The sequence below is a fragment of the Polaromonas sp. P1_G2 genome, assembly GCF_056405515.1.
Genome location: NZ_JBFUBY010001090.1, coordinates 1 through 463 on the forward strand (window position 1 = coordinate 1; position 463 = coordinate 463).

Consider the following 463-nt stretch of genomic DNA (forward strand, 5'->3'; position numbering starts at 1 on the left):
CTATGACGGCGTCCGTTACGGACTGCGCGTCGAGGGCAAGGATATCAACGACATGTATGAGAAATCGCGCGCCGCCGGCTTCGGCCAGGAGGTCAAGCGCCGCATCATGATCGGCACCTATGTGCTCTCGGCAGGGTACTATGACGCCTATTACATCCGCGCCCAGAAAGTTCGCAACCTGATCAAGCGCGACTTCGAACTCGCCTTCAATGCCGGTGTCGATGCGATTCTGACGCCCGCCACGCCGTCATCGGCCTTCGGCATCGCCGACCAGGACATGGCCAATGATCCGGTGAAGATGTACCTCAACGACGTATTCACGGTGACGGTCAACATGGCCGGCCTGCCGGGCATTGCCGTTCCCGCCGGGCTCGACCAGAAGGGGCTGCCGCTTGGCCTGCAACTGATCGGCAAGCCTTTCGACGAGGAAATGCTGTTTCGTACCGCCCATGTCATCGAACAG

1 protein-coding gene is annotated in these 463 nt (G+C 60.3%); it reads left to right on the forward strand.

What is annotated here, in order from left to right:
• On the forward strand, positions 1-463 hold a 463-nt coding region (locus tag AC1D0P_RS29195), incomplete at both ends, for an amidase family protein (protein WP_477679929.1).